This window comes from Micromonospora musae, from assembly GCF_003626635.1.
GTDB lineage: Bacteria > Actinomycetota > Actinomycetes > Mycobacteriales > Micromonosporaceae > Micromonospora > Micromonospora musae.
This window is the reverse complement of sequence record NZ_RAZT01000007.1, coordinates 36645-60579: the sequence shown is the minus strand read 5'-3', so window position 1 is coordinate 60579 and position 23935 is coordinate 36645. Positions and strand designations below refer to the sequence as shown.

20 protein-coding genes are annotated in these 23935 nt (G+C 71.5%); 6 read left to right on the top strand and 14 right to left on the bottom strand.

Annotated features, from left to right (window positions below; genetic code table 11):
• Positions 1 to 10 precede the first annotated feature (10 nt).
• A complete protein-coding gene (locus D7044_RS14865; RefSeq protein ID WP_120673753.1) occupies positions 11 to 469 on the bottom strand; it encodes an Lrp/AsnC family transcriptional regulator in 459 nt (152 codons plus the stop codon).
• 268 nt (positions 470 to 737) lie between these two features.
• On the opposite strand from D7044_RS14865, the gene D7044_RS14860 reads away from it, so the two are divergent.
• On the top strand, positions 738 to 1004 hold the full coding sequence (locus D7044_RS14860) for a BldC family transcriptional regulator (RefSeq protein WP_120673754.1): 267 nt from the start codon (positions 738 to 740) through the stop codon (positions 1002 to 1004).
• Positions 1005 to 1085: 81 nt separating this feature from the next.
• Here D7044_RS14860 and D7044_RS14855 read toward each other — a convergent pair whose 3' ends face one another.
• From D7044_RS14855 to D7044_RS14845, 3 genes are read right to left on the bottom strand one after another with little or no spacing between them, the layout of a single operon-like run.
• On the bottom strand, positions 1086 to 1730 hold the full coding sequence (locus D7044_RS14855) for a UbiX family flavin prenyltransferase (RefSeq protein WP_120673989.1): 645 nt from the start codon (positions 1728 to 1730) through the stop codon (positions 1086 to 1088).
• 5 nt (positions 1731 to 1735) lie between these two features.
• Entirely contained in the window at positions 1736 to 2647 is a 912-nt protein-coding gene (mqnP, locus tag D7044_RS14850; RefSeq protein ID WP_120673755.1) for a menaquinone biosynthesis prenyltransferase MqnP, read from the bottom strand.
• A complete protein-coding gene (locus tag D7044_RS14845) occupies positions 2647 to 4107 on the bottom strand; it encodes a menaquinone biosynthesis decarboxylase (RefSeq protein ID WP_120689300.1) in 1461 nt (486 codons plus the stop codon). Before D7044_RS14845 ends, mqnP begins: the two co-directional genes overlap by 1 nt.
• 161 nt (positions 4108 to 4268) lie before the next feature.
• Here D7044_RS14845 and D7044_RS14840 point away from each other — a divergent pair, with 161 nt between their 5' ends.
• Positions 4269 to 5087, top strand: a complete 819-nt coding sequence (locus D7044_RS14840) for an alpha/beta fold hydrolase (RefSeq protein ID WP_120689299.1) — start codon at positions 4269 to 4271, stop codon at positions 5085 to 5087.
• A 35-nt stretch (positions 5088 to 5122) separates the two neighbouring features.
• Here the strand turns inward: D7044_RS14840 and D7044_RS14835 are convergent, their stop codons facing one another.
• From D7044_RS14835 to hemL, 7 genes are all read right to left on the bottom strand, one after another.
• Complete coding sequence (locus D7044_RS14835; protein WP_233564994.1) at positions 5123 to 5536, bottom strand: carboxymuconolactone decarboxylase family protein; 414 nt, start codon at positions 5534 to 5536, stop codon at positions 5123 to 5125.
• Between the two features lie 152 nt (positions 5537 to 5688).
• Positions 5689 to 6675, bottom strand: coding sequence for a c-type cytochrome biogenesis protein CcsB (gene ccsB / locus D7044_RS14830; RefSeq protein ID WP_120673758.1), 987 nt, complete (start codon positions 6673 to 6675; stop codon positions 5689 to 5691).
• Positions 6675 to 8339 (bottom strand): cytochrome c biogenesis protein ResB, encoded by a 1665-nt coding sequence (gene resB / locus D7044_RS14825; protein ID WP_120689298.1) that lies wholly within the window; start codon positions 8337 to 8339, stop codon positions 6675 to 6677. Before resB ends, ccsB begins: the two co-directional genes overlap by 1 nt.
• Positions 8339 to 9199, bottom strand: a complete 861-nt coding sequence (locus D7044_RS14820) for a cytochrome c biogenesis CcdA family protein (RefSeq protein ID WP_120673760.1) — start codon at positions 9197 to 9199, stop codon at positions 8339 to 8341. The genes resB and D7044_RS14820 overlap by 1 nt, the downstream gene beginning before the upstream one ends.
• Positions 9199 to 9777: a TlpA family protein disulfide reductase gene (locus D7044_RS14815; RefSeq protein ID WP_120673761.1), complete on the bottom strand. Its 579-nt coding sequence runs from the start codon at positions 9775 to 9777 to the stop codon at positions 9199 to 9201. The genes D7044_RS14820 and D7044_RS14815 overlap by 1 nt, the downstream gene beginning before the upstream one ends.
• Positions 9777 to 10424, bottom strand: coding sequence for a histidine phosphatase family protein (locus tag D7044_RS14810; protein ID WP_120673762.1), 648 nt, complete (start codon positions 10422 to 10424; stop codon positions 9777 to 9779). The genes D7044_RS14815 and D7044_RS14810 overlap by 1 nt, the downstream gene beginning before the upstream one ends.
• 5 nt (positions 10425 to 10429) lie before the next feature.
• Positions 10430 to 11767 (bottom strand): glutamate-1-semialdehyde 2,1-aminomutase, encoded by a 1338-nt coding sequence (gene hemL / locus D7044_RS14805; protein WP_120673763.1) that lies wholly within the window; start codon positions 11765 to 11767, stop codon positions 10430 to 10432.
• A gap of 139 nt (positions 11768 to 11906) precedes the next feature.
• Between hemL and D7044_RS14800 the strand changes: the two genes are divergently transcribed.
• On the top strand, positions 11907 to 12242 hold the full coding sequence (locus tag D7044_RS14800) for an STAS domain-containing protein (RefSeq protein ID WP_120673764.1): 336 nt from the start codon (positions 11907 to 11909) through the stop codon (positions 12240 to 12242).
• Between the two features lie 151 nt (positions 12243 to 12393).
• Here the strand turns inward: D7044_RS14800 and D7044_RS14795 are convergent, their stop codons facing one another.
• Positions 12394 to 12948, bottom strand: a complete 555-nt coding sequence (locus tag D7044_RS14795; RefSeq protein WP_120673765.1) for a response regulator — start codon at positions 12946 to 12948, stop codon at positions 12394 to 12396.
• Positions 12945 to 17309 carry a HAMP domain-containing protein gene (locus D7044_RS14790; RefSeq protein ID WP_120673766.1) on the bottom strand — a complete coding sequence of 1455 codons (4365 nt, stop codon included), beginning with the start codon at positions 17307 to 17309 and terminating at the stop codon, positions 12945 to 12947. Before D7044_RS14790 ends, D7044_RS14795 begins: the two co-directional genes overlap by 4 nt.
• 181 nt (positions 17310 to 17490) lie before the next feature.
• Here D7044_RS14790 and D7044_RS14785 point away from each other — a divergent pair, with 181 nt between their 5' ends.
• Together D7044_RS14785 and D7044_RS14780 are read left to right on the top strand one after the other, a co-directional pair.
• Positions 17491 to 19554 (top strand): SpoIIE family protein phosphatase, encoded by a 2064-nt coding sequence (locus D7044_RS14785; RefSeq protein ID WP_120689297.1) that lies wholly within the window; start codon positions 17491 to 17493, stop codon positions 19552 to 19554.
• A 168-nt stretch (positions 19555 to 19722) separates the two neighbouring features.
• Positions 19723 to 20154: a hypothetical protein gene (locus D7044_RS14780; RefSeq protein WP_147434670.1), complete on the top strand. Its 432-nt coding sequence runs from the start codon at positions 19723 to 19725 to the stop codon at positions 20152 to 20154.
• A 178-nt stretch (positions 20155 to 20332) separates the two neighbouring features.
• On the opposite strand, the gene D7044_RS14775 is transcribed toward D7044_RS14780, so the two are convergent.
• Entirely contained in the window at positions 20333 to 21685 is a 1353-nt protein-coding gene (locus D7044_RS14775; RefSeq protein ID WP_120689295.1) for an FAD-binding oxidoreductase, read from the bottom strand.
• 102 nt (positions 21686 to 21787) lie between these two features.
• On the opposite strand from D7044_RS14775, the gene D7044_RS14770 reads away from it, so the two are divergent.
• On the top strand, positions 21788 to 23884 hold the full coding sequence (locus tag D7044_RS14770) for a S9 family peptidase (RefSeq protein WP_120689450.1): 2097 nt from the start codon (positions 21788 to 21790) through the stop codon (positions 23882 to 23884).
• Positions 23885 to 23935 lie beyond the last annotated feature (51 nt).

Below are 23935 nucleotides of genomic sequence, written 5' to 3'. Positions count from 1 at the left end.
CGGGGCGGGGTCAGGCGGCGGGCGGGCTGACCGGCCGGGGGCGGTTCTCCCACTTCGTGGAGAGCGCGATGCCGGTCCGGGTGGAGGCCACGCCGGGTGTCCGGTTCAGCCGCACGATCAGCTGCTCCAGCTCGGCGATGGTGCCGACCCGCGCCTTGAGCAGGAACGACTCGACGCCGGCCATGAAGTAGCAGGACTCGATCTCGGGCATCTTCCGGAACGCCGCCAGCACGTCGTCCGTGTCGGCGCCGGAGTCCTCCACGATGCCGATGAGCGCGGTCACGCCCAGCCCGACCGCCTCCGGCTCGACGTCGGCCCGGTAGCCCCGCAACACACCGCTGGTCTCCAGCTTGCCGACCCGCTCGTGTACGGCCGGCGCGGAGAGGCCGACCTGGCGCGCGAGTTCGGCGTACGAGAGCCGGGCGTTGGTGCGCAGCAGGTCCACGAGGTTGAGGTCGATCGCGTCCACGGAAGGTGACCCTAGCTCGTCGGGCGTAACGCGAGGACTTCGGCATCCGTTGGACATGACAGTAGGTAACAGTTCACGTACGCAGGGTTAAAGGAGCGCATCGCCGGTACCATTGACTAACTTCCCACTCAGTGCGTTTTTCGCGTTTGGCGGACAGGCCAGGTCGCTGGTGCTGTAATTGCCATACGTCCCTCATGACGGCTCTGGGCTCGCACCAGCCGGGGGCAGTGTGTTCAGCCGGGGGCTTCGTCGACGCGAGGAGGGGGCTGTGGACACTGGAGATCGCCTGCTGACACCGGGTGAGGTCGCCGCGCTGTTTCGGGTAGACCCGAAAACTGTGACGAGATGGGCGGCGGCGGGCCGGATCGGCAGCATCCGGACTCCAGGCGGGCATCGCCGGTTTCGGGAATCCGAGGTGCGGGCCCTGCTTGAAGGGGAGGGCATGCTGGAGGAGACCGACGAGGCGGGCAAGCCACGCAACACCGGCCCGGCTGCCGCGACCGGTCCCGGTCCGGCGAACGCCGGCATGTACTGAGTTTGGTGCGAGGTCACAACGTGAGCCGGGGCCCGACGGTGCCCGGTTCGCGTACCACCCGCGGCCCGGTGGCCGGCGACGTCAGTCCCGGGCCGCGCCGAGCTCACCCGACCAGCGGCGGAACAGCGTGTGCGGCACGCCCAGGGCGTCCAGCACCTTTCCCGCGATGAAGTCGACGAGCTGCTGCGCCGAGGCGGACGCCCCGGCCCCGTAGAAGCCAGGGCTGGCGGGCAGCACCACCGCACCGGCGTCGTGCAACGAGATCAGGTGCTCGAGGTGGCTACGGGTCACCGGGGTCTCCCGGGGCACCACCACCACCGGACGGCGTTCCTTGAGGTTCACCTCCGCCGACCGTTGCAGCAGATCCTTCGACAGGCCGATCGCGATGCCCGCGCACGCCGCGGTGCTCGCCGGCACCACCGCCATCCCGCGCACCCGGTACGAGCCACTGCTCGGCCCGGCCGCCAGGTCCCCCGCGGGCCAGTGCCGCACGTCGGCGTCGCCGAGGTCCCGGCCGAGCCAGCCGGCGAGGTCGTCGACCCAGTGCGCGTCGCGGAACGGTCGCCCGGTCTCGTCGAGCAGCGTGAGCCGGGCGGCCCGGGACACGATCAGGTCGACCGGCTCACCCGCGTCGAGCAGCCCGGAGATGACGGCGGCCGCGTAGGGCGTCCCGGACGCGCCGGAGACACCGACAACCCAGGGCTCGCGTACGCCGTCGCGCCGCACCCCGGTCACGGCCGCAGGCCGAGCCGGACCACCAGGTCGAGCAGGGCGAAGACGAAGAGCGCGATACCGACGAACCCGTTCGCCGTGAAGAACGCCCGGTTGACCTTGCTGAGGTCGGTCGGGCTGACCACCACGTGCTGGTACGCGAAGGCGACCGCGGTCAGCGCCAGGCCGATCCACCAGAGCCAACCGAAGCCGACGAGCGCACCGAACCACAGGAAGAGCGCGAACGTCACCACGTGCGCGACGGTCGAGGCGTGCAGCGCGAAGCGTGCGCCGTACCGGGCGGGGACGCTGTGCACCCCGATCTGCCGGTCGATCTCGATGTCCTGGCAGGCGTAGATCAGGTCGAAGCCGCCGATCCAGAGGCCGACTGCCGCGCCGAGCAGCCAGGCCGGCCCGGAGCCGGCGAAGGTGCCGGTGACGGCGAGCCACGCACCGACCGGCCCGACCGCCTGGGCGATCCCCAGGATGGCGTGCGGCCAGTTGGTGAACCGCTTGCCGTACGGGTAGACGACCAGCGGCACCACCGCGAGCGGGGCGAGCGCCAGGCAGAGCGGGTTGAGCAGCGCTGCGGCGGCCAGGAAGACCACGAGCGCGACGGCGGCGCCGGTCCAGGCCGTCCGTACGCTCACCGCACCGGTGACCAGCTCCCGCCGGGCCGTACGCGGGTTCCGCCCGTCGATGCGCCGGTCGAGGATCCGGTTGGCGGCCATCGCGAACGTCCGCGCCCCGACCATCGCGACGGTGATCAGCAGCAGGTCGAGCCAGCGCACCCGCCCGCCGTTCACCTGCATGGCGGTGAGCGCGGAGAGGTACCCGAAGGGCAGCGCGAAGACCGAGTGTTCGATGGTGACCAGGCGCAGGAACGACTTGACCCGACCCGGGCGTTCCACCGGCGCGTCGAGAACCGCCATCAGATCCCGTACTCCTTCCAGCGCTTGTCGACCAGGGAGACCACCTCGGGCGACATCCGCATCTCCTCCGGCCAGCCCCGGCTGTAGCCCTCCTCGGGCAGTTTCCGCGTCGCGTCGACGCCCGCCTTGCCGCCCCAGAACTGCTGGTACGACGAGTGGTCGAGGTGGTCCACCGGGCCCTCGGTGAGCAGCAGGTCGCGAGCGTAGTCGACATTGCCGAAGGCGCGGAACGCCACCTCGTTGTAGTCGTGCACGTCGCAGTCCTCGTCGACGATCACGATCAGCTTGGTCAGCGACATCAGGTGCGCTCCCCAGATCGCGTTCATCACCTTCTGCGCGTGCTTCGGGTAGCGCTTGCGGATCGACACGATCGCACAGTTGTGGAAGACGCCGGCGGCCGGCAGGTCGTAGTCGACGATGTCCGGGATCAGCAGCTTGAGCAGCGGCTGGAAGATCCGCTCGGTGGCCTTGCCCAGGCCGTGGTCCTCCTGGGGCGGCTTCGACGTGACGATCGAGTGGTAGACCGGGTCGCGCTGCATGGTCATCGCCTCGATGTGCAGCACGGGGAACGGCTCGACCGGGGTGTAGAAACCGGTGTGGTCGCCGAACGGGCCCTCCGGCAGCCGCTCGCCGGGCTCCAGGTAGCCCTCCAGCACCACCTGCGCGTTCGCCGGCACCTGGAGCGGGACGGTGAGGCAGTCGACCATCTCGACCCGCTCGCCGCTCAGGAAGCCGGCGAACAGGTACTCGTCGATGTCACTGGGGAGCGGCGCCGAGGCCGCGTACGACACCACCGGGTCACAGCCGATCGCGACCGCGACGGGCAGGCGCTGGCCGAGCCGCTCCGCGACCGCGTGGTGCGCGGTGGAGTCCTTGTGGATCTGCCAGTGCATGCCGAGCGTGTTGCGCGAGTGCTGCTGGAGCCGGTAGAGGCCCAGGTTGCGCTTGCCGGTCTCCGGGTGCTTCGTGTGGGTCAACCCGAAGTTGTGGAATATCCCGCCGTCGCCGGGCCAGACCTGGAGGCCGGGGAGCCGGTTCAGGTCGACGTCGTCGCCGCGGTAGACCACCTGCTGGCACGGCGCGGTCTTCACCTTGCGCGGCGGCAGCGACTTGAGCTGCATGACCTTGCCGAGCCCTTCGCGGATGCCCGACCAGCCGACCGGCAGCTCCGGCCTGATCAGCTCGCCGATGCGGGCGCCGACCTCGTCGAGCGACTCGACGCCCAGCGCCATCGCCATCCGCTTCTCGGTGCCGAAGAGGTTGATCGCCACCGGCATCTCACCGCGCGTCGGGCGTTCGAAGAGCAGCGCCGGCCCGCCCTCACGTACCGTCCGGGTGACGACCTCGCTGATCTCCAGGGTCGGGTCGACCGGGACGCTCACCCGCCGTAGTTCGCCCGCGCGCTCCAGCGCCGCGAGGAAGTCCTTGAGGTCGGTGTACGGGAAGCCACGAGCCGCCATGCCCGCCAGTCTCCCGCACCGGCGCTCCGACCGCCGCCACCGGGTCGGTGATGTCGCCGCCCCGGTGTGGGCTCCCCCACATCACAGCGCCGAAGGGGGTGATCATGTCGGTGCGCCCCGGCACCATACGTTGCCCCGTAGCCGAGCGAAGGAGAGTCACGATGCCGCGTCGCACGTCCGTCTCGCTGAACGTCGTCGAGCGAGGCCCGGGTGTCCCGGTGCTGGCGCTGCACGGCTGGACGCCCGACCACCGGCTGATGCTCGGCTGCCTCGAACCGGTCTTCGCCGCCCGCCCCGGCTATCGCCGCCTGTATCCGGACCTGCCCGGCATGGGCAAGTCACCGGCTCCGCCGGAGATCGCCGGCTCGGACGACGTGCTCGCCACCCTCCAGGACCTTGTGGACGACCTCCTCGGCGACACACCCTTCCTGCTCGTCGGTGAGTCCTACGGCGGTTACCTCGCCCGCGCCCTGACCCGGTCTCGGCCGAGGCAGGTGCTGGGGCTGGCGCTGATCTGCCCCGTCGGCACGGCCGTGGAGAAGGAGGAGCGCCGGGTGCCGCAGCCCACGGTGCTGCGGCCCGACCCCGACCTGCTCGCGGCGACCGACGCCCGGACGGCGGCCGAGTTCGCGGACCTGGCGGTCGTGCAGACCCCGGAGACGCTGCGCCGGTTCCGTAAGGAGGTCCTGGCCGGTCTCGACGTCGCGGACACCACGGCGATGGCCCGCATCCGGCAGCGGTGGACGCTCACCGAGGACCCGGAGGGCGGCGCGCCGTTCACCCGCCCGAGCCTGATCCTCACCGGGCGGCAGGACCACGCCACGGGCTACCTCGACCAGTTCGCGCTGCTGCCGCACTACCCACGGGCGACGTTCGCGGCGCTCGACGTCGCGGGTCACAACCTCCAGATCGAGCAGCCCGCGCTCTTCGACGCCCTGATGGGCGAGTGGCTCGACCGGGTGGCGACCGAAGCCGGCTGACCGGCCCGCTCAGCGGCCCTCAACTCCGTCGAGGCCTAGGCCGAGGCCGTTGGTACGGGATCGGCCGGCGTCCAGGCGTACGCGGCCAGCGGCGGGTCGAGCGGCGCGTCGACGAGCCGGTTGGCGAAGGTCGAGATGGTGTACGTCCCGACGCCGAGCACCACGTCCAGGGCGTTGCGAGGCAGGTAGCCGGCGGCCAGGAAGGCGGTCAGCTCCTCCTCCGGGACGGCGCCCCGCCGGTCGAGCACGGCGAGCGTGAAGCGCCGCAGGGCCTCGAGCCGGTCGCCGGGCAGGGCGGTGCCGGCGCGCAGCGCGGCGATCAACTCGGGGGCGGCGCGGTGCCGGGTCAGGGTGGCGGTGTGCATGGCGAGTCGGCCTCGGCGGTCGATGATCGACTCGGGTTCCTTGAAGTCGGGGTGTCCCGCCCACCGTGATGCCACGACTTCCATGAAGTCGAGTCGATCAAGCCCCGCGCGGACCGACCCAGCCCCGCGCGGACCGACCCAGCCCCGCGCGGACCGACCCCCTACGGATCGACGAGCTGCTCAGCAGGCGGGGCGGCCGATCACGTGGCCGCCACCCGCCCGCGTAGCGCCTCGGTTCAGAGGCCGCCGTACGAGTGCAGGCCGGTGAAGAAGATGTTCACCCCGAACAGGTTCATCAGCATGGTGAAGAAGCCGAGCACGGCGATCCAGGTCGCCACGTTCCGCTTGACGCTCGGGGTGGCCCGGGCGTGCAGGTAGCCCGCGTACACCACCCAGGAGATGAACGCCCAGGTCTCCTTCGGGTCCCAGCCCCACGGGCGGCCCCAGGCCGCCTCGGCCCAGATCGCCCCGGCGATCACCGCGAAGGTGAAGATCGGGAACGAGAAGGCGTGCAGCACGAAGGTGAGCCGCTCCAGCGCGGCCGCCGCCGGCAGCCGCTTGGCCAGGGTGTACGGGAAGCTGCGCTTGCCCGCCTCGTACCCGCGGCGCATCAGGAACGCCACCGCCGGCACCACGCCGAGCAGGAAGATGCCGGAGCTGAACACGATGGTCGAGACGTGGACGACGAACCAGTACGAGTTCAACGCCGGGACCAGCGGCACCACCGGCACGTAGAGCACCAGCTCGGCGGTGGCCACCAGCAGCACCATCACCAGGGTGAGGAAGAGGCCGAGCTTGCGCAGCGACGGCCGCTTGACGAGCACCACCAGCCAGGCGGCGACACCGATGAAGGTAACCGTGAGCACGAACTCGTACATGTTGCCCCACGGCATCCGGTCTGCGGCGAGGCCGCGGGTGACCAGTGCGACGAGGTGCAGCACGGCGGCGACCGCGGTGGCCACCACGGCAACCAGACCGGCCAGCCGGGCCCGACCGGCGGCGCGGTCGGCCACGGGCGTCACCGGCGGCGTCGGCTCGGCGGACTTGACGATCATCCCACCGGGCGCGCCGGCACCGGCGCCCACCAGCTCCCGTTCCCGCTGGGGTGCCGCGGCGGCCCGGACCCGGCCGTTGCCGAGGGCGAACTCGACGGCGTGACTGATCATCGCGACCAGGTACGCCAGGATCGCGAACGTCACCAGCTGGTCGGAGAGTGCGGACATCAGTCGGTCCCTTCCCGCATCCCGGCCCGATCGCTTCCGTCGCGATCCGTGCCGGCCCGCTCGTCCGGCCGCCCGTCACCGCTGACCGCGGCGACGAGCTGCGCGAACTCGTCGACGAACCCTGGATAGTCGGTGCGCGGCAACCCACCGGCCTCGACCAAACTACTACCGGCCGTCGGAGTTTCGCCTGTGGGGTCCGCGGATCCACCGGACGTCACCCGGAAGAAGACCCGACGTCGCCGTCCGAAGAGCGACCCCATCAGCCCGGCCAGCAGGAAGCCGCAGCTCACCAGCAGTACGCCCGAGCCGGGATCGTGCCGGACGGAGAGCGTGATGTAGCGCCGGGTGCCGAGGAACTCGACAGTGCTGCCGTCGTCGAGCTTCCAGCTCTCGCCCTGCTTGAGCACCTTGTCGCCGACCTGCTTGACCTTGCCCATCCGGACCTGCCGCTGGTCGAGCTGGTAGACCGAGCCGGGGATGCCGGCGTCCAGGCCGAGGTCGCCCCGGTAGGCGACCAGGTTGAGCAACGGGTTGCGCTCGGTCGGATACTCCGAGCGCACGTACGGCGGGGCGTCCGGCGCGGTCGGCAGGTAGAGACCGGTGAAGGCCACCTGTTGGTTCGAGTCCTTCTTGCCGGTCTTCGGGTCGAGGTTGGCGTCCGGAAAGGCGGCCAGCCCCTCACTGGTCAGACCCATGTCACCGGTGGTGAGGAAGGGCTCCACGCTGGTCTGGCTGCGCCCGTACCGGTCGGTGTAACGGATGATCGGGGCGTACCCGTGACCGAGCAGGTACAGGTTGGCGCCGTCGAGCCGCAGCGGCGAGTTGACCGAGAAGTCGGCGGTCCGGGTCGACTTACCGGGCTCGTCCACGGTCACCGTGGCGTTGAAGGACGACGGCTGCCCCGATTCGAGGAACCGGGCGTGGAACTCGTCCAGGGTCACGCAGAAGCCGGGCAGATTCCCGGTGTCCACCCGCGGGCCGAGCTTCGCCTCGGCGTACTGCTGGCGGGTGTTGCAGAAGGACTTGTCCTCGCCGGCGACGAGCAGCCGGTTGCCGCTCCAGCCGTACCAGTGGCCGAGCGCGACGCCGACCAGGACGACCAGCAGCGAGGTGTGGAAGATCAGGTTGCCGGTCTCCTTGAGGTAGCCCTTCTCGGCGGAGACCTCGTTGCCCCGGACCGTCACCCGCCAGCGGCGGCGGCGCAGCACCTCGGCGATCGCCGCCACGCCCCCGGCCGGGAGGGTCAGCACCGAGTGCTGCGGCAGCCGGTCGAGTCGCTTCGGCGCGGCCGGCGGCTTCGACCGCAGGGCCCGGAAGTGGTCGCGCAGCCGCGGCGTGATGCAGCCGATCAGCGAGGTGAAGAGCAGCAGGTAGATCGCCGAGAACCAGACCGAGCCGAAGACGTCGAAGCCGCCGATCTGGTCCAGCCTCGGTGCCAGGTCGGGGTGCTCGGTGAAGTACTCGTTGACCTTCTCCGGGCTGACGTTGCGCTGCGGGAGCACCGAGCCCGGAATCGCCGCGATCGCGAGCAGGAAGAGCAGCACCAGCGCCGTACGCATGCTGGTCAGCTGCCGCCACGAGTTGCGCAGCAGGGCCAGCAGACGGTTCGGGCGGCGACGCGGCGCCTCGGCCGGGGGAGCGGGCCGCTCGTCCAGGACGGTCATCAGATGCTCACCTCACCAACGCCGACGGTGGTCTGCAGCCAGATCACGACGTTCGTCCAACCGCCGGTGACCAGCGCGAGGCCGATCACGATCAGCAGTGCGCCGCCGACCCGGGTGACCCAGCGGCTGTTCCGGCGGATGGCGCGGAACACCCCGAGCAGCCGCTGGAAACCCAGCCCGAAGACGACGAACGGGATCCCCAGCCCCAGGCAGTACGCCACGGCGAGCACCACGGCCCGGTCGACCTGCCCGCTGACCGTGGCCATCCCGGTGACCGCGGCGAGCGTCGGGCCGACGCACGGCACCCAGCTGAGCGCGAAGACCGCGCCGAAGACGGGCGCCCCGAGCAGGCCGGCGGCCGGCAGCCGGTGGATCCGGAACTCGCGCTGCATACCGGGGACGATGCCGACGAAGGCGAGCCCCATCAGGATGATCAGCGCCCCGATGACGATCTCCAGCGTCCGCTCGTACTCGAAGAAGACCTTCCCCACGCTGGCGAAGAGGACCGCGGTGGCGGTGAAGACCACGGTGAAACCGGCGATGAAGAGCATCGTCCCGGCGAGCACCCGGCCCTTGACCGCGGCCACCGCGCTGCGGGGGGTCGCCAGGCGGGGCGCCGCGACGGCGACCCCGCCGCCGGAGCCGCCGCCGTCCGGCACGTCGACGCCACCCACCGGCGGCGTCTGCCGCGCCCGGCCCTCCAGGTCGGCGCCGGCCAGGCCGGTGACGTAGGAGAGGTAGCCGGGGACCAGCGGGAGCACGCACGGGGAGAGGAAGCTCACGACGCCGGCGAGCACCGCCGCGCCGATGGCGAGCAGCAGCGGCCCGGAGAGGGCTACCTGCCGGAACGTCTCGCCCATCAGTTCGGACCGCTGGTCGGCTGCTCGGCGGCGATCCGCTCGACTATCGGCTTCAGGCCCTCCTGCTTGACCGCGGCCCGGATCACCACCGCGATCCGGCCCTCACGATCGAGCACCACCGTCGCCGGGATGGTGTTCGGCGGGATGTCCAGAGCGAGCGCCATCCGGCTGGCCGGGTCGAAGAGGCTCTGGTAGGTGACCCCGAAGCTCTGCTCGAACGCGAGCGCCTTGTCCTTGTTGTCCTGGACGTTGATGCCCAGGAAGGTCACTCCGCTGGCCTTGGTCGCCTGGTAGGTGGCCTCCAGGTCGTCGGCCTCGGCCCGGCACGGCGCGCACCACGAGCCCCAGAAGTTGAGTACGACCACCTGGCCCCGGGCCTGGGAGACGTCGTAGTTCCCACCGGTGAGCAGCTCACCGGCGACCTTCGGGGGTGCCGACCGCTGGTCGGGCGCGCACTCGATGACGCCTTCCGGGCTGGTACCGCAGGCCTTCTCCTCGCTGGGCGAGGTGCAACCGGCGAGCGCCACCGCGGCGACGGTGGCGAGCAGACCGGCGGTCCACCTCCGGGCGCGCGTCATCAGGCCCCCTTGGCCGTCCGGGCGGTCGGCGACATGGCGACCAGGTGCGCGGCGGGTTCGGAGTAGCCGATGCCGGCCACCTTCGCCCCGTCGAAGTGGAAGGAGGTGAGGCTGGCCAGGGAGCACTGCCGCCGGCGCGGGTCGTGCCAGAGCCGCTTGCGCTCGACGTACCGGCGCAGCGTCCAGATCGGCAGCTGGTGCGAGACCAGCACCGCCTCACGCCCCTCGGCGGCGATTCGGGCGGCGTGCAGCGCGGCGAACATCCGCTCCGCGATCGCCTGGTACGCCTCGCCCCACGAAGGGGTGATCGGGTCGCGGAGCACCCACCAGTTACGCGGGTCACGGAACGATCCGTCACCCGGGGAGACCCGCTTGCCCTCGAACCAGTTGGCGCTCTCGATGAGCCGCTCGTCCACCCCGACCGGCAGCCCGAACTGCCCGGCGATGGGCTCGGCGGTCTGCTGCGCGCGCTCCAGCGGGCTGGCGACGACGTGCACGACGTTCCGCTCGGCGAGCCCCTGCGCGGCGGCCTTGGCCATCTGCACACCGAGCTCGGAGAGGCGGTAACCGGGCAGCCGCCCATAGAGGATCTTGTCCGGATTGTGCACCTCACCGTGCCGGAGCACGTGAACGACCGTACTGCTCACCGCACCTACCCCCCGTGACCCGCCGCTGCCGCTGCCCGCGCCGCGCTCGGCAACGCCGAGGCGATCTGTTCCAGGGCGGCGTCGTCCAGCGCCGCCGAGACGAACCAGGACTCGAACGCGCTCGGCGGCAGGTAGACACCCGCGGCGAGCATGGCGTGGAAGAACGCCTTGAACGCCGGCACGTGCTGAGTCCGCGCGCTGTCGTAGTCGACCACGTCGGCGTCGGTGAAGAAGATCGAGAACATGCTGCCCGCGTACGACAGCCGGTGCGCGACCCCCGCGGCGGCCAGCGCGTCGGACGCCAGCTTGCCCACGAAGGCGGCCGTGTCGTCCAGCTTGCGGTAGAGCGCGTCGTCGGCCAGCCGCAGGGTGGCCAGGCCGGCGGCGCAGGCCAACGGGTTACCGGAGAGCGTGCCGGCCTGGTAGACCGGGCCGGCCGGGGCGAGCCGGGCCATGATCTCCGCACGGCCGCCGAACGCCGCCGCGGGCAGGCCGCCCCCCATGACCTTGCCGTACGTCCAGAGGTCCGCGTCGGACGGGTCGAGGCCGTGCCAGCCGGAGCGGGAGACCCGGAACCCGGTCATCACCTCGTCGACGACGAGCAGCGCGCCGTGTGCGTGCGCGATGCGGGCCAGCTCCTGGTTGAAGCCGTCACGCGGGGCGACCACGCCCATGTTGCCGGCGGCCGCCTCGGTGATGATCGCCGCGATGTGCTGTCCCTCGGCGGCGAAGGCCTCCTCCACCGCGCGCAGGTCGTTGTACGGCAGCACGATGGTCTCGCTCGCCGCCGCGCCGGTGACGCCGGGCGAGTCGGGCAGGCCGAGGGTGGCCACGCCGGAGCCGGCGGCGGCGAGCAGCGCGTCCACGTGTCCGTGGTAGCAGCCGGCGAACTTGACGATCTTGGATCGGCCGGTGAAGCCCCGGGCCAGCCGGATCGCCGACATGGTGGCCTCGGTGCCGGAGTTGACCAGCCTGACCTGCTCGACCGGGGTCCGGTCCACGATCTCGGCGGCCAGCTCCACCTCACCCGGCGTCGGCGTGCCGAAGCTGGTGCCGAGGGCGGCGGCGGCCTGCACGGCGGCGACCACCTCCGGGTGGGCGTGACCGAGGATCAGCGGGCCCCAGGAGCAGACCAGGTCGACGTAGCGCCGGTCGTCGGCGTCGTAGAGCCACGGGCCCTCCCCCCGGACCATGAAGCGCGGGGCGCCCCCGACCGCGCGGAAGGCGCGCACGGGGGAGTTCACCCCGCCCGGCACGATGGCGCGGGCGCGGTCGAAGAGGGCCTCGGAGGCCGGAGCGTCGGCCGGGTAGCGGCCGGATCCGGCGGAAAAGGTATCGGTCACGATGCCGTCATTGTGTCAGCGCCGGCAGGTGAACCGGCAGGCACCCCGGCCCGGGGTTACCCGGCTCACCCGGGAAACGGATGGCGGGGCGACGACTCCTCGGCGGGCCGGGTCGATCAGATCGGGTTAGGCTGGCCCGGTGGATCGCGCCGAACTGTCCATCACGCTACACCGGGCGGGTGACGAGGCCGTGCTGCGCCTCGCCGGTGAGATCGACATGCTCACGGCCGCCCAGCTATCGACCGTCGTGAACGAGGTGCTCACCGAGCCGCCGGCCCGGATCGTGCTCGACCTCGCCGGGGTCACCTTCTGCGACTCGCAGGGGCTGGGCACGTTGGTCGTTCTCAGCCGCAAGGCGAGTCACGCGCAGAGCCTGCTGATCCTCACCCACGTGGGCGATTTCCTGCTCCGCGTCCTGGACATCACCGGCCTCCGCTCGGCCCTGATGATCCGCAACGACCAACCCGCCAGCTAACCCCAGCCCGCCCCTCCCCGGCCTTGGCCCCGGCCGATCTCTCGGTTGATCATGAAGTTATTGCCGCTCGATGCCCGACATGTCGGCAATAACTTCATGATCAACAAGTCGCCCGGCCCCCGAGTGGGGGTGTGGGCGTGGGGTGGGTGGGTCAGGTGGGGGTGCCCCAGCGGGCTTGTTCGAGCAGTTCGACAGCGCGGTCGCGGGCCTCCGGGTCGTCACCGCGCAGCAGCGCCGTCGCCTCGTCGACCGCGTCGGTCAACAGCCGCCACTGCGTGTCCCGCTCCCGCACCAGATCGGACTGGGCGGCCAGCTGGCGGGTCTTGACCCACAGCTCCACGAAGACCGAGACCTTGGCGCGCAGCACCCAGGGGTCGAACGGCTTGGTGAGGTAGTCGACCGCGCCGACCTGATAGCCGCGCAGGGCCAGCTGGGCGTCCCGGTCGGCGGCCGTGAGGAAGATGATCGGTACGTGCCGGGTCCGCTCACGCCGCTTGATGTGGCCCGCCGTCTCGAAGCCGTCCATGTCCGGCATCTGGGCGTCCAGCAGGATCACCGCGAAGTCGTCCACCAACAGCTGCTTGAGCGCCGCCTCACCGCTCTCCACCGCCACCGCCTGGACCGGCAGACCCTGGAGGATCGCCTCCAGGGCCATCAGGTTCTCCCGACGGTCGTCCACCAACAGCGCCTTGGCCATCTGGGTCACGAGCTCTCCTCGGTCCGGCTGCCGCTGATCCAGGACGACATGAGTTCGATCAGCTCGTCCAGGTCGACCGGCTTGGTGATGTAGTCGCTGCCACCGGCCGCCAGGGCGGACTCCCGGTCGCCCGGCATCGCCTTCGCGGTCAGGAAGACGATGGGCAGGTCCGCGAACCGGTGGTTCCGGCGGATCTGCCGGGTCGTCTCGTACCCGTCCTGGTCGGGCATCATGGCGTCCATCAGCACGATGTCCACCTCCGGGTGCTCGGCGAGCAGGCGGACGCCGTCCGCCCCGTTGTCCGAGTACAACACGGTCATCCCGTGCAGTTCCAATGCGCTCGTCAGCGCGAAGACGTTCCGGACGTCGTCATCGACGATCAACACGGTCGCCCCGTCGAGCCGTCGGCTGACCGGGGCCGCGGCCGGCTCCGGCAATTCCAGCGGCGGCATGAGCAGCGACGACGGCAGTCCGGCCCGGGCCGGCGACGGCGGCAGCGGAGCCACCACCGCGTCCGGGGCCAGTACGTCCGGAACGAAGAGCGTGAAGGTCGAGCCCTGTCCCGGCGCCGACGTGACGGTGATGGTGCCGCCGAGCAGGCGGGCCAGGTCACGGCTGATCGACAGGCCGAGACCCGTACCGCCGTACCTGCGGCTGGTCGTGCCGTCCGCCTGCTGGAACGCCTCGAAGATGATCGACAGCTTGTCGTCCGAGATGCCGATGCCGGTGTCGATCACGGTGAACGCAATCACGTGCTGCGCGTTGGTCAACGTCGGTACGTCGAAGACCGCGCTCTCGGCCGCCGGGGCGATCCGCAGCGTCACCGCGCCGTTGTCGGTGAACTTCACCGCGTTCGAGAGCAGGTTGCGCAGGATCTGCTGCAACCGCTGCGCGTCGGTGACCACGGACCCCGGCAGGTCCTTGCTCACGCGTACCTGGAAGTCGAGGCCCTTCTCCTCCGCCTGCGGGGCGAACGCCTGCTCGACGTAGCCCCGGATGTCGCCGAACCGGACCTCGGTCGGCTCGACGTCCATCCGGCCCGCCTCGATCTTGGACAGGTCCAGGATGTCGTCGATCAAAGAAAGCAGGTCGGAGCCCGCGCCGTGGATGGTCCGGGCGAACTCGATCTGCTTCGGGGTCAGGTTCTGCTCCGAGTTCTCCGCCAGCAGCCGGGCCAGCAGGAGCAGCGAGTTCAGCGGCGTACGCAGCTCGTGGCTCATGTTCGCGAGGAACTCCGACTTGTACGCCGAGGCGCGGGTGAGCTGCTGGGCCTTCTCCTCCAGGCCCAGCCGGGCAAGCTCGATCTCCCGGTTCTTGACCTCGATGTTGCCCTTCTGCTCGGAGAGCAGCGTGGCCTTCTCCTCCAGCTCCGCGTTGGTCCGCTGCAGCTCCGCCGACTGCTCCTGGAGCTCGTGCGCGAGCCGCTGCGACTGCGCCAGCAGCTCCTCCGTACGCCGGTTGGCCTGGATGGTGTTGACCGCGATGCCGATGGTGAGCACCAGCCGCTCCAGGAACGACAGGTGCAGCTCGGAGAAGGGGACGACGCTGGCGAACTCGATCACGCCGAGCAGCTCGCCCTCGAAGAGCACGGGGAGCACCACGAGATCGGCCGGGGGCGTGCTGGCCAGCCCGGAGCGCAGCGTCAGCGAGCCGTCCGGGGCGGTGCTGACCCGGATGGTCCGGCGGGAGAGCGCCGCCTGGCCGACCAGCCCCTCACCCGGCCCGAACGTGACGTCGTGCCCGCGGGCCACGTACCCGTAGGAGGCGGTGAGCCGCAGCCGCATGCTGCCGTCGGAGTTGTCCACCAGGAAGAACGCGCCGAGCTGCGCGTCCACCAGCGGAGTCACCTCCACCATGATCATGCGGCAGACCTCGCCGAGGTCGCGCTGCCCCTGGAGCAGGCCGCTGATCCGGGCGAGGTTCGAGTCCAGCCAGCCCTGCTCGGCGTTCTTCTTCGTCGTCTCCCGGAGGGTGACGATCATCTGGTTGATGTTGTCCTTCAGCTCGGCGACCTCGCCCTGCGCCTGGACGTTGATCCGCTGGGTCAGATCCCCCCGGGTGACGGAGGTGGAGACCTCGGCGATGGCCCGCAGCTGGGTGGTGAGCGTGGAGGCGAGCTGGTTCACGTTCTCGGTGAGGTCCCGCCAGGTGCCGGAGACCCCCTTCACCTGCGCCTGACCACCGAGCTTGCCCTCGATGCCGACCTCCCGGCCGACCCGGGTCAACTCGTCGGCGAAGGAGGAGAGCTGATCCACCATCGTGTTGACGGTGTTCTTCAGCTCCAGGATCTCGCCCTGCGCGTCCACGGTGATCTTCTGGCCGAGGTCGCCCTTCGCGACCGCGGTGGTCACCGAGGCGATGTTCCGCACCTGCGCCGTCAGGTTCGACGCCATCGAGTTCACGTTGCCCGTCAGGTCCCGCCAGGTACCCGAGACCCCCTTCACCTGCGCCTGACCACCGAGCTTCCCCTCGGTGCCCACCTCACGGGCCACCCGGGTCACCTCGTCGGCGAACGACGACAGCTGATCCACCATCGTGTTCACGGTGTTCTTCAGCTCCAGGATCTCGCCCTGCGCGTCCACCGTGATCTTCTGCGACAGGTCACCCTTCGCCACCGCCGTCGAGACCTGGGCGATGTTGCGCACCTGCGCCGTCAGGTTCGAGGCCATCGAGTTCACGTTGTCCGTCAGGTCCCGCCAGGTGCCCGCGACGCCGCGCACCTGGGCCTGACCGCCGAGCTTCCCCTCGGTGCCCACCTCACGGGCCACCCGGGTCACCTCGTCGGCGAACGACGACAACTGGTCCACCATCGTGTTGACCGTCGACTTCAGCTCCAGGATCTCGCCCCGGGCGTCCACCGTGATCTTCTGCGACAGGTCACCCTTCGCGACCGCGGTGGTCACCGAGGCGATGTTCCGCACCTGGCTGGTCAGGTTCGACGCCATCGAGTTCACGTTGTCCGTCAGGTCCCGCCAGGTACCCAGAACACCCTTCACCTGCGCCTGACCACCGAGCTTCCCCTCGGTACCCACCTCACGCGCGACCCGGGTCACCTCGTCGGCGAACGACGACAGCTGATCCACCATCGTGTTCACGGTGTTCTTCAGCTCCAGGATCTCGCCCTGCGCGTCCACCGTGATCTTCTGCGACAGGTCACCCTTCGCCACCGCCGTCGACACCTGTGAGATGTTCCGCACCTGCGCCGTCAGGTTGCCGGCGAGCTGGTTCACGTTCTCGGTGAGGTCCCGCCAGGTGCCAGAGACGCCGCGTACCTGCGCCTGACCACCGAGCTTCCCCTCGATGCCCACCTCACGGGCCACCCGGGTCACCTCGTCGGCGAACGACGACAGCTGATCCACCATCGTGTTCACGGTGTTCTTCAGCTCCAGGATCTCGCCCTGCGCCGCCACCGTGATCTTCTGCGACAGGTCACCCTTCGCCACCGCCGTCGAGACCTGGGCGATGTTGCGCACCTGCGCCGTCAGGTTCGAGGCCATCGAGTTGACGCTGTCGGTCAGGTCCTTCCAGGTGCCCGCCACGTTCGGCACTTCCGCCTGACCGCCGAGCTTCCCCTCGGTGCCCACCTCACGGGCCACCCGGGTCACCTGTTCCGCGAAGAGCCGCAGCGTGTCGGTGAGCGAGTTCATGGTGTCGGCCAGCTCGGCGACCTCACCGCGCGCCCCGACGGTGATCTTCTGCGACAGGTCGCCCTTGGCGACCGCCCGCGCCACCTGGGAGATCGACCGAACCTGACCGGTGAGGTTCGACGCCATGGTGTTCACCGAGTCGGTGAGGTCCTTCCAGGTGCCCGCGACGCCCCGAACGTCGGCCTGGCCACCCAACTTGCCCTCGGTGCCCACCTCGCGAGCCACCCGGGTCACCTCGTCGGCGAACGACGACAGCTGATCCACCATCGTGTTGACCGTGCGCCCGATGCGCAGGTACTCACCGCGCAGCGGTCGCCCGTCGATCTCCAGCGCCATGTGCTGGGAGAGATCGCCGTCAGCGACCGCGACGATCACCCGGGCGATCTCGGTGCTCGGCCGGCCCAGGTCGTCGATGAGCGAGTTGACCGCCCGGTTCCCCTCGGCCCAGGAGCCGTCCAGCCCCTCCTCGTCCAGGCGCTCGGTGAGCCGGCCGTCCCGGCCCACGACCCGGCTGATCCGCCGCAGGTCGAGATACTGCCGCTCCTGGAGCGAGACCACCTCGTTGAAGGCGTCCGCGACCTCCCCGACCCGCCCGGCGCGTCGGGGCAACCGCACCTTGAGATCACCGCGGCGCACCCGCCGCAGCGCCTCGGTCAGTTCATCGAGGAGAGCCTCGTGGTCGGGCGCGGAAGAGTCCGCCACCGACTGCTTCACCGTGGTCATTCTTCCTCGTCTCAGCTCGGGGGCCACCGGCTCGTGCCGAGATGCCGGCCATCCCATATTGTGCCCGCGGACGCGCCGTTGCCAGGGCGCGTGGCCGCCCGCCACGCCCCGACAGCACGGTGAGCGGTGCCGATGTGGGTGCGGGTTGGCAGTCGCCCGGGTGGCGGTGGAGGATACGAGAGTGTCGGCGGAGACGAGGCCCGCTACGGCCGGGGGCCCGGACGGGCACGTCCGGCGCGTGCGCCTGCCCGCCGATCGGCGTACGCCCGCGGCGGCCCGCGCCCTCGTGCGCTCGGTGCTGACCGAGGCACACCTGGACGAACTGCTCAACGAGGCCCTGCTGCTCACCACCGAGCTCACCACCAACGCGGTGGAGCACGCCGGCACGGACCTGGACATCGAGGTCACCGCGGATGAGATCGGGCTGACCGTCACGGTCTCCGACTTCGCGTCCGGTCCCGTCGAGGAGCTGATCGTCGGCGTACGCAACGAGGCCGACGAGATCACCGAGGTGGCCGAGCGCGGCCGAGGGCTGCTGCTCGTCGACCACTTCGCCAGCCGGTGGGGCACCACCTACCTGCCCACCGGCAAGGGCGTCTGGTTCCGGCTCGACCGGTCGGGGGATGCCGACGCCGGGCCGGAGCACGCCGCCCACGGCACACCGAGCGGCGACCCGCAGCCGGCCACCGCCGCCCCGAGCGCCGCCGCGGTGAGCGAGCTGATGAAGATCAGCCCCGACGCGTACGCGGACGATCCGCTGCCGGACTTCGCCACCCACCTGCTCACCGGGGTGGCCGAGATGGTCGGCGCGGCCGGCGGGCTGATCCGGTTGGACCGGGGCGACGGCACGGGCCCCCAGGTGCTGGCCCGCTACGGCCGGCAGCCCCGAGCGGGGAACAAGCTGCTCCACGTGCCGTTGACCGTGCACCGCCCCTACGCCGGTGAGCTGGAGCTGGACGCCGCGCCGTCGGCGTACGCCGGGCCGCTGGCCGTGCTCGCGGCCGAACGCTTGTCGCTGCACCTGGAGAACGACCGGCTGCGCCGCGCCGACGTACGCCGGCAGGCCTGGCTGACGTTCCTCGCCGAGGCGAGCGAGCTGCTCGCCCAGTCGCTGGACGTCGAGTTGACCATGGCGCTGATTCCGCAGCTGGTGGTGCCCCGGCTGGGCCAGTGGTGCGCGGTGCACACGACCGACGAGTGGGGGCGCCTCCGGCTCGCGGCGGCCAGCCACGCCGACGAGTCGGTCCTGCCGCAGCTGCACAAGGTGCTCGCCGAGACCGGCCCGGACTCGGTCCAGGCCCGGCTGCGCGAGGCGACCCGCAGCGCCGCGCAGGTGCCACTGGGCGGGCCGATGGAGGGCTTCGCCGTACCGCTGATCGCCCGCGGCCAGCGGCTGGGGACCCTGGCCGTCGGCCGGCACCAGCGGCACCGGCACGACCCGGACGAGGTCGCGGTGCTGGAGGACGTCGCCCGGCGGGCCGCGTTGGCGATCGAGAACGCCCGGATCCACGCCGAGCGCCGCCGGGTGGCGCAGACGCTGCAACAGTCGCTGCTGCCGCCCGTGCTGCCGGTGGTCGAGGGGATCGGCTTCGCGGCCGAGTACGTACCGACCGGGGGCGACGCCGACGTCGGCGGCGACTTCTACGACGTGGTGCCGCTGCCGGACGGGCGGTGGCTCGTGGTGATCGGGGACGTCTCCGGCAAGGGCGTGCAGGCCGCCGCGGTCACCGGGCTGGTCCGGGACGTCATCCGCGTGCTGGTCGGCGACGGCAAGCCGCTGCCCGAGGTGCTGGCCCGTCTCAACGAGACCCTGGTCGAGCGGGGCGGCGGCCGGTACTGCACGTTGGCGCTCGCGGCGGTCGGCCCGGTCGTCGGCGGCCGGCTCGACGTCTCCCTGCACCTGGCGGGCCACGACCGGCCGGTGCTGCTGCGCGGCGGGGGCGGGGGCGGCTTCGTCGGCACCGGCGGCACGGCGCTCGGCCTGCTCGACCGGATCAGTACCCCCACCGCCGAGGTGCCGCTCGCCCCGGGCGACGCGCTGGTCTTCTACACCGACGGCGTCACCGAACGGCGGCGCGGCCGGGAACTCTTCGGCACCGAGCGGCTCCGCGAGGCCGCCGCGCCGCTGGCCGGTTACTCGGCCGACGTGGTCGCCGCCCGGCTGCGGGCCACCGCGCTCGGCTTCTCGGTCGAGGCGCCGCGCGACGACATCGCGATCCTCGTCCTGCGCAACGAGGCCGCCTGACCGGGCGCCAGCGCGCGTGGCTTGATCAACTCGTCTTCATTGAAGTCGGGGTGTCCGCTGCTCACGGACGCCCCGACCTCAAGGATCCCGAGTCGATCAAGGACCGGGGTCGCTCCACGGGCTCGACGCGGGCACCGCGGACGGGCGGCGGGCCGTAGGTTGGCCCGTATGTCGACTGCCGTGAATGCTGTCGCCGGCGTGCCGCGACTGGTCCGTACCGTCCTGGTCGCCCAGTTGGCGGTGGCCGTCGCCTTCGTCGTGGTCGCGGCGCTCTACGTCGGACGGATGGCGACCGCCGGAGTCGGCCCGGCCGAGATGCTGACCGGGGCGTACGACCCGAAGGATCTTGTTCCGTACGGCCTGCACGCCGCGAACCCGTTCTTCTGGCTGTACGCCGCCGTCTCGCTCCTGTACGTGGTGGGCGCCGTGCTCACCCTGCCGATGGCGGTCTACGCCGCGGCGGTGGCCGCCCGGGACACCGACCTGCTCTCCCGGCGCGTCCGGACGCTTCTGCTGGTCGGCGCGGGCGTCACGACGCTGCTCCTGATCATCCGGTTCACCCCGGTCGCCGCCGACATGCACCGCTGGTGGCTCGACTGACTCCGCCGGGCAAATCCAGGACGGAACTCGCCCGTCCATGACGGGAGCCGGCCCGGAAGTGCGGCTCGCCCGCGCGGCTTGATCGACTCGTCTTCCCTGAGGTCGGGGTGTCCGAGTCGTACGGACAGCCCGACTTCAAGGATCCCGAGTCGATCAAGGACCAGAGTTCACGGTGGGGTCAGCCGCCGCCGGGGAGGCGGCCGGGGGCGAGCCGGTGGTGCGGGTCGAGGTGCGCCTTCGCGGCGCGCAGCCGGGGCAGCCCGGTCAGCTCGCCCCAGAGGTCGACCGCGCGGCGCACCGGGGTGGGCGCCGACAGGACCACGCACCGCCCCTTGCGCGCCAGCAGCACGCCCCGGACGGCGGCCAGGATCGAGGCGATCCGGTCGGCGGGGAGCGAGCCGGGCAGCGCCGCGTGCACCACGCCGAGGCCGGCGGAGCCGCGTACGGGCACCGGGGCACCCGCCGCGTCACGCAGCGCGTAGACGGCCGCATGCAGGTCGGTGATCGGCACCTCTATCCGCAACGCGGTGTCGCCCGGCCCGAACGGGTAACGCCGCCACCACGGCGGGGCCGAGTGGGCGACCAGGGCGCCGTCGAGAAGGGACACCAGGCGTTCGGCCCGCTCGACGGCCTCCGCCGGACCACCTTCGAGCAGCACCACGACGCTGCCCGCCCGGGGCGGGGCGTCCGCCCGCCCACCCATCGAGGGGTGGCGAGCGCGGGCCGCAGCGGCCGGACCGGTCGGGTCGATCGGGCGACGGGGCCGGGGCAGGGCGGGTAGGTCCAGCTCGATCGCGGCCGGATCGAGGCGCGCGGCGAGGATCGTGCGCACCAGGTCGTGCACCTCGAGCGGCGTCCAGACCGGACGGGAGACCCAGAGTCGGGTGGCCGGCACGGCCTGCACCCGCAGCGTGGCCGAGACCAGCACGCCGAGCGCCCCCTGCGATCCGCAGAGCAGGCGCGCCAGGTCGAGCCCGGGCGCGCCACCGCCGGCGCTGACCAGCTCGCCGTCGGCGGTCAGGTAGCGCACGCCGACCAGCTGGTCGCAGGGCGTGCCGTGCCGGTGCCGCAGCGGCCCGGCCTCGCCCGCGGCGAGCACGCCGCCCAGGGTCGCACCGGGCGAGGGCGCGTCGACGGCGAGCCGCTGGCCGGTGCGGTCGAGCGTCGCCTGCACCGCCCGCAGCGGTGTGCCGGCCCCCACCTCGGCCACGGCCGCACCGACCGGCTCGTGGCCGATCCCGGCGAGCCGGCCGGTGTCGAGCATGATGTCGACCTGCTCCGGTGCCGCACCCCAGTCGATCTTGGTGCCGGCGCCCCGGGGAACCACCGTGAGACCGTGCCTCGCTGCGAGCCGGAGCACCTCGGCCGCCGCCTGCGGGCCGCCCGGCACCGCGACCCAGCGGGCGGCGCGCCCGGCCACCTCGTCGGCCGGGCCGGCGAACCGGGCGAACGGCGGGCCGCAGATCTCCGTGAGCCGTTGGGTGATCTCGAGCGCTCCGGACCTGTCGATCGAACTCGCTGCAGCCGCCATGCCGGTCATCGTACATGTGTTCGAATGCCGTGGTGGGGAATCGCGGCGGAGGCGGTGCGCGTACCCGGCGACGATCGCTGCTCGGCCGGTAACGTGGCGGCCGTGACCACCGACACTTCCCCGCCCCAGGCCAAGCGGGTGCCCGCCGAGCGCAAGCACCACGGCGACACCGTCATCGACGAGTACGCCTGGCTGGCGACCAAGGACGACCCCGAGACGATCGCCTACCTGACGGCCGAGAACGACTACACCGAGGCGCGCACGGCACACCTGGCCGAGCTCCGCGAGCAGCTGTTCGAGGAGACCCGGCGGCGCACCCAGGAGACGGACCTGTCGGTGCCGACCCGCAAGGGCGGCTACTGGTACTACGCCCGCACGGTCGAGGGGCAGCAGTACGGCGTGCAGTGTCGGCGCGCCGTTCGCGACGGCGAGACCGAGCCGCCGGTGAGCGTCGACGGCGCACCGCTCGACGGCGAGGAGGTGCTGCTCGACGGCAACCAGCTGGCCGAGGGGCACGACTTCTTCGCGCTCGGCGCGTTCGACGTGAGCCCGGACGGACGCTGGCTCGCGTACTCGACGGACTTCTCCGGGGACGAGCGGTTCACCCTGCGGGTCAAGGACCTGACCACCGGCGAGCTGCTCCCCGACGAGGTGCCGGACACCTTCTACGGCTCCGCCTGGTCCAGCGACGCGTCGGTGCTCTTCTACGTCACCGTGGACGACGCCTGGCGGCCGTACCGGGTCTGGCGGCACACCATCGGCTCGCCCTCCGCCGAGGACGTGGTGGTGCACCAGGAGGACGACGAGCGGTTCTGGGTCGGCGTCGAGCTGACCCGTTCCGAGAAGTTCATCGTCATCGACATCCACAGCAAGATCACCAGTGAGGTGCTGGTGATCCCGGCCGGCAACCCGACGGGGCTGCCGGCCGCCGTCGCGCCCCGCCGGCAGGGCGTCGAGTACACGGTGGAGCACCACGGCCACCGCTTCCTGATCCTGCACAACGACGGCGCGGAGGACTTCGCGCTGGCGTACACCTCGGCGGACACGCCGGGCGACTGGGTGCCGCTCATCGAGCACTCCCCCGGTACCCGGCTGGAGGCGGTGGACGCGTTCGAGAACCACCTGGTGGTCTCGCTTCGTACGGACGGGCTGACCGGGCTGCGGGTGCTGCCGATCGGCGGCGGCGACGGGTACGACATCGACTTCCCCGAGCCGCTCTACAGCGTCGGCCTGGACGCGAACCCCGAGTACCGGACGGGGCGGATCCGGCTGCACTACTCCTCGCTGATCACCCCGGACTCGGTCTACGACTACGACCTGGTGACCCGGCAGATGGTGCTGCGCAAGCAGAAGCCGGTGCTTCCCGGGCCGGACGGGCGGCCGTACGACCCGGACGCCTACGAGCAGCACCGGGACTGGGCGCTCGCCGACGACGGCACCCGCATACCGATCTCGCTGGTCCTGCGCAAGGGCACCCCGCGCGACGGCTCCGCCCCCTGCGAGCTCTACGGCTACGGCTCGTACGAGGCGAGCATGGACCCGTGGTTCTCGGTGGCCCGGCTCTCCCTGCTGGACCGGGGAGTCGTCTTCGCGGTGGCGCACATCCGGGGCGGCGGCGAGCTGGGCCGGCGCTGGTACGAGCAGGGCAAGCTGCTGGCCAAGAAGAACACCTTCACCGACTTCGTGGCCTGCGCCCGGCACCTCGTCGAGTCGGGCTGGACGGCGGACGACCGGCTGGTGGCGCGCGGCGCGTCCGCCGGCGGGCTGCTGATGGGCGCGGTCGCCAACATCGCCCCGGACGCCTTCGCGGGGATCGTCGCGCAGGTGCCCTTCGTGGACGCGCTCACCTCGATCCTCGACCCGTCGCTGCCGTTGACCGTCACCGAGTGGGAGGAGTGGGGCAACCCGCTCGACGATCCCGAGGTGTACGCGTACATGAAGTCGTACACGCCGTACGAGAACGTGACGGCCGTCGACTATCCGGCGATCCTCGCGGTGACCAGCCTGAACGACACCCGGGTGCTGTACCACGAGCCGGCGAAGTGGATCGCGCGACTGCGGGCCACCGCGCCGCAGGGCGACTACCTGCTGAAGACCGAGATGGGCGCGGGCCACGGCGGCCCGAGCGGACGGTACGACTCCTGGCGCGAGGAGGCGTTCATCAACGCCTGGATCCTCGATCGGCTCGGTCGCGCCTGACGTGCGGGGAAGGGGCCCTCGCCCGAGGGCCCCTTCCCGATGCCACAGTCG